The sequence below is a fragment of the Mycobacterium colombiense genome (genome assembly GCF_003284975.1).
Classification (GTDB): Bacteria; Actinomycetota; Actinomycetes; order Mycobacteriales; family Mycobacteriaceae; genus Mycobacterium; species Mycobacterium europaeum_A.
Window position 1 is genome coordinate 1 of sequence record NZ_QMEU01000185.1, and the last position, 4,611, is coordinate 4,611.

5 protein-coding genes, 1 tRNA gene and 1 pseudogene are annotated in these 4,611 nt (G+C 69.8%); 4 read left to right on the top strand and 3 right to left on the bottom strand.

Annotated elements, in window-relative coordinates; all coding sequences use genetic code 11:
* The 3 genes and pseudogenes from DQP58_RS25900 to DQP58_RS25910 form a co-directional block, all read left to right on the top strand.
* A pseudogene (locus tag DQP58_RS25900) lies at window positions 1–240 on the top strand (hypothetical protein); the annotation flags it as partial.
* A gap of 35 nt (window positions 241–275) precedes the next feature.
* The gene (locus tag DQP58_RS25905; RefSeq protein ID WP_112710903.1) at window positions 276–974 is read left to right on the top strand and encodes a glycosyltransferase family 2 protein; all 699 of its coding nucleotides are present in this window, start codon (window positions 276–278) and stop codon (window positions 972–974) included.
* A complete protein-coding gene (locus DQP58_RS25910; protein ID WP_112710904.1) occupies window positions 971–1,312 on the top strand; it encodes a DUF2304 domain-containing protein in 342 nt (113 codons plus the stop codon). The genes DQP58_RS25905 and DQP58_RS25910 overlap by 4 nt, the downstream gene beginning before the upstream one ends.
* On the opposite strand, the gene DQP58_RS25915 is transcribed toward DQP58_RS25910, so the two are convergent.
* Window positions 1,309–2,253: an NAD-dependent epimerase/dehydratase family protein gene (locus tag DQP58_RS25915; protein ID WP_112710905.1), complete on the bottom strand. Its 945-nt coding sequence runs from the start codon at window positions 2,251–2,253 to the stop codon at window positions 1,309–1,311. The two genes, DQP58_RS25910 and DQP58_RS25915, sit on opposite strands and share 4 nt — an antisense overlap.
* Between DQP58_RS25915 and DQP58_RS25920 the strand changes: the two genes are divergently transcribed.
* Complete coding sequence (locus DQP58_RS25920) at window positions 2,219–4,036, top strand: hypothetical protein (protein WP_112710906.1); 1,818 nt, start codon at window positions 2,219–2,221, stop codon at window positions 4,034–4,036. The two genes, DQP58_RS25915 and DQP58_RS25920, sit on opposite strands and share 35 nt — an antisense overlap.
* Before the next feature lie 18 nt (window positions 4,037–4,054).
* Here the strand turns inward: DQP58_RS25920 and DQP58_RS25925 are convergent.
* Window positions 4,055–4,130 (bottom strand) — tRNA-Thr (locus DQP58_RS25925).
* A gap of 62 nt (window positions 4,131–4,192) precedes the next feature.
* Window positions 4,193–4,611 (bottom strand): DNA polymerase III subunit delta' C-terminal domain-containing protein (locus DQP58_RS25930; RefSeq protein WP_430916599.1); only part of this gene is annotated, 419 nt, incomplete at its 5' end.

Genomic DNA, 4,611 nt, shown 5'->3' on the forward strand with positions numbered 1-4,611 from the left:
CTGACCGCGGCGGCGGTGGCGATCGCCATGCTGACGCTGACCGGGGCGGCGGCGGTGGCCGCCGCGTTGCACCGGGCCTACTCGTTGGGCTGGGTGAGCGCCACGGTCGCCTCGGGACTGCTGCTTTTGCTGCCGTTGTCCCTGCAGACCCGGACCGTGGTCGGGTTGCTGTGCGGCCCGGTGGTGGGCATCGGCGTCCATTTGGTGGCGCTGTCGCGCGCCGCGCGCTCTACCGGCTGATTCGGCCTGCACCAGCGTGTACCTTGTGGGCTTAGATGGGTACTGAAACGCATTATTCGGTCGTCTGGGTCGTCATTCCCGCCTTCAACGAAGCAGCTGTCATCGGCGAGGTGGTTGCCGACGTGCGCTCGGTATTCGACAACGTCGTCTGCGTGGACGACGGCAGCGCCGACGACACCGGTGAGATCGCCCGGCGGGCCGGGGCTCACCTGGTGCGCCACCCGATCAACCTCGGGCAGGGCGCGGCCATCCAGACCGGCGTGGAGTACGCCCGCAGGCAGCCGGGGGCCGAGGTCTTCGCCACGTTCGACGCCGACGGCCAGCACCGCGTCAAGGACCTGGCGACCATGGTCGACCGGTTGCGCGCCGGGGACGTCGACGTCGTGATCGGCACCCGGTTCGGCACCCAGCGGGGGGCCCGGCCGCCGCTGGTGAAACGGATCGTGCTGCAGACCGCGGCGCGGCTGAGCCGGCGCGGCCGCCGACTTGGCCTGACCGACACCAACAATGGGCTGCGGGTGTTCAACAAGAAGGTCGCCGACGGGCTGGACATCACCATGAGCGGCATGAGCCACGCCAACGAATTCGTCATGCTGATCGACGAAAACCATTGGCGCGTAGCCGAAGAGCCGATCGAGGTGCTCTACACCGAGTACTCGAGGTCCAAGGGGCAGCCCCTGCTCAACGGCGTCAACATCATTTTCGACGGATTCCTGCGAGGGAGGACTCCATGAACTGGATTCAGGTGCTGCTCATCGGGTCGATCGTCGCGCTGCTGGTGTATCTGCTGCGCTCGCGGCGCAATTCGCGGTCGAAGGCCTGGGTGAAGGTGGGCTACGTGGTGTTCGTGCTGGGCGGCATCTATGCGGTGCTGCGTCCCGACGACACCACGGTGGTGGCCCAGTGGTTCGGGGTGCGCCGCGGCACCGACCTGATGCTCTACGCGCTGATCATGGCGTTCTGTTTCACCACGCTCAGCACGTACATGCGGTTCAAGGACTTGGAGCTGCGCTACGCGCGGCTGGCCCGCGCGGTGGCACTGGAATCCGCGCAGGCACCCGAAACGGGCTAGCGGGCCTGCGCCCGGCGGAAGTACTCCACCGTGCGGGCCACCCCTTCGGACAGCTCGACCTTCGGCTTCCACCCCAAGACCTCGGCGGCAGAAGCGATATCGAGGCAGGACCGCTTGAGGTCACCCAGCCGCGGCGGCGCGAACTCCGGGTCGTCGGGCGCCCCGACGGCGGCCGCCACCGCCGAATGCAGTTGGCGGTCCGAGGTTTCGATGCCGGTACCGACGTTGAAGCGCTGCCCGCCCCCGGCGTCACCGGAGGCCCTGACGAAGGCGTCCACGACATCGTCGACGAAGACGTAGTCGCGGGTGTTGCCGCCGTCGCCGAAAACCTTGGTGGGCTTGCCCGACAGCAGCGCCTGGGCGAAGATCGCCACCACCCCGGCCTCACCGTGCGGATCCTGGCGCGGCCCATAGACATTGGCCGGCGCGATGTGCGAGCAGTCCAGGCCGTACAGGTGACGGAAGGTGTTCAGGTAGATCTCGCCCGCCACCTTCCCGGCGGCGTAGGGCGAAGCAGGATCAGTCGGGTCGTCCTCACTGGTCGGGTAGCGCGGCGGGATGCCGTAGATGGACCCGCCGGAGGAGGTGTGCACGATCTTGCGCACCTGCGCCCGGCGGGCGGCCTCGGCCAGGCGCACGGTGCCGATCACGTTGACCGACGCGTCGAATTGCGGGTCGGCCACCGAGTGCCGCACGTCGATCTGAGCCGCCAGGTGAAACACCACCTCCGGGCGGTGCTCGTCGAGGATGGCCTGCAGGTCGGCGGTCACGATGTCGGCCTCGACGAAGACGTGGGCCGGGTTGTCGGCCAGATGCTCGAGGTTGGTCGCGCGGCCCGAGGCGAAGTTGTCCAGCCCCACCACCGCATGACCGTCGGCTAACAGACGTTCGACTAGCGTCGAGCCGATGAATCCGGCTGCCCCGGTAACCAGTGCACGCACCGGCCCACCATACATAGCGGTCGTGGCGGTCGCGCTCATCGCGGTGCAGCTGGCCGTGCGCGCGGTGCTGGCCTTCGGCGGCTACTTCTACTGGGACGACCTGATCCTCATCGGCAAGGCCGGCACCCACAACCTGCTGGCGCCGTCGTATCTCTTCGATGACCACGACGGGCACGTCATGCCCGGGGCATTTCTGCTCGCGGGCACCATCATCCGGCTCGCGCCACTGGACTGGACGTGGCCGGCGGTCAGCCTGCTGGTGCTGCAACTGCTGGCCTCGCTGGCGCTGTTGCGCGCGCTGCACGTCATCTTGGGCTGGCGGCCGGTGCTGCTGATCCCGTTGACGTTCGCGCTGTTCATCCCGTTGGCCGTGCCCGGCTTCGCGTGGTGGGCGGCCGCGCTGAATTCGCTGCCGATGCTGGCCGCGCTGGCCTGGGTGAGCGCCGACGCCGTCCTGCTGATGCGCACCGGCAAACAGCGTTACGCGGTGACCGGCGTGCTGGTCTACCTCGGTGGGCTGTTGTTCTTCGAGAAGGCCGCGGTGATCCCGTTCGTAGCGTTCGCCCTGGCCGCGCTGCTGCGCCACGTGACCGGCGATCGCAGCCTGGGATCGGCGGTGGCGACGGCGTGGCGGGCCGGCCTGCGATTGTGGATCGCCGCGCTGGCGCTCACCGCCGCCTGGATCGCGCTCTATCTGGCCGTGGTCAATCAGCAGCGGTGGAGTTCGGACCTGTCGATGACGGGCCGGCTGCTGGCGCGGTCGATCACGCATGGCATCGTGCCGGGGCTGGCAGGCGGCCCGTGGCACTGGGACCGCTGGGCGCCCGCCTCGCCCTGGGCCACGCCCCCGCCGTCGGTGATGGCGCTGGGGTGGCTGGCGCTGGCCGCGACGCTGGCGGTGTCGCTGGTGCGCAAGGAGCGCATCGGGCCGGTGTGGGCGATCGCCGTCGGCTACGCCGTGGCCTGCCAGGTGCCGATCTATCTGATGCGCTCGTCGAAGCAGACCGCGCTCGAGCTGGCGCAGACGCTGCGCTACCTGCCCGATCTGGTCGTGGTGCTGGCGCTGCTGGCCGCGGTGGCGTTGCGCGCGCCCAACCGGCGGGCCGGGCCGCGCTGGCTCGACGCTTCGCCGAAACGCAGCGCGCTGGTCACGGTTGTGGCGGTACTGTTCGTGGCCAGCAGCCTGTACTCGACGGTCACGTTCCTGACCAGCTGGCGCGACAACCCGGCCCAGCCCTATCTGCGCAACGCGCGGGCGTCGCTGGCCGCGGCCCACGCGACCTCGGACGCGCCGCTGCTGGATCAGGAGGTCGACCCGTTCGTGCTGCAGCGGGTGGCCGCGCCGGAGAATCTGGCCAGCCACCTGTTCGCCTTACTGAGGGACAGGCCCGAGTTCGCGCCCGCCACAACGCAGTTGCGCATGTTCGACCCCTCGGGGCGGCTGATCAAGGCGCGGGTGACCTGGGTCCGGACCATCGCGCCCGGGCCGATGCCGCAGTGCGGCTACTTCGCCCAGCCGGACCGCCCGGCGCGCCTGGTCCTCGACGGCCCGCTGCTGCCCGCCGACTGGACGGTCGAACTGAACTACCTGGCCAACAGCGACGGCTCGATGACGTTGTCGATGACACAGGGTCCCGAGGTCAAGGTGCCGGTGCATCCCGGACTCAACCGGGTCTTCGCGCGGCTGCCGGGCGCCGGCGACGCGATCACGGTGCGGGCCAACACGACCGCGCTGGCGTTGTGCATCGCGTCGGGCCCGGTGGGGTTCGTCGCGCCGGCCTGAACGCGTCGGGTGAAAAGATGGAGCCGCCTGGGGGAATCGAACCCCCGACCTATTCATTACGAGTGAATCGCTCTACCGACTGAGCTAAGGCGGCATACCCGCACGCCGGGCGGCACGAGTCTACGGCAGGCGGGCGGGCAGACCCAAGCCAGGCGGTTAGTCGCGCAGTTGCTGGCCGATGGTGGCGACCATGGCGTCGACGGCGAACTTGGGCTTGACGTTGATCGCCAGCGCCTCGCGGCACTCCAGCACCGCTTCGATGCAGCGCAGCAGCCGCGCGGGCGGGGCATGGGCGGCCAACGCGGCCACCCGCTCGGCCATGTCCGGGTGGTTGGCCCGCACCGTGGCTGCCCCTTTAAGGGCGGAGGCCATCAGCGCGTCGCGGAAGTAGGTCGCCAGGTCGATCAGCGCGCGGTCCAGCGCATCGCGCGAGGCCCGGGTCTGACGCGACTTCTGGCGTCGCTCGAGGTCCTTCATCGCCCCGGCCGCGCCGCGCATGGCGCCCGCGGTGCCCTTGCCGGTGCCGCCCGCGCCCAGAGCCGTGCGCAGCTCTTCGGTCTCGGCCTCGGCGCGGT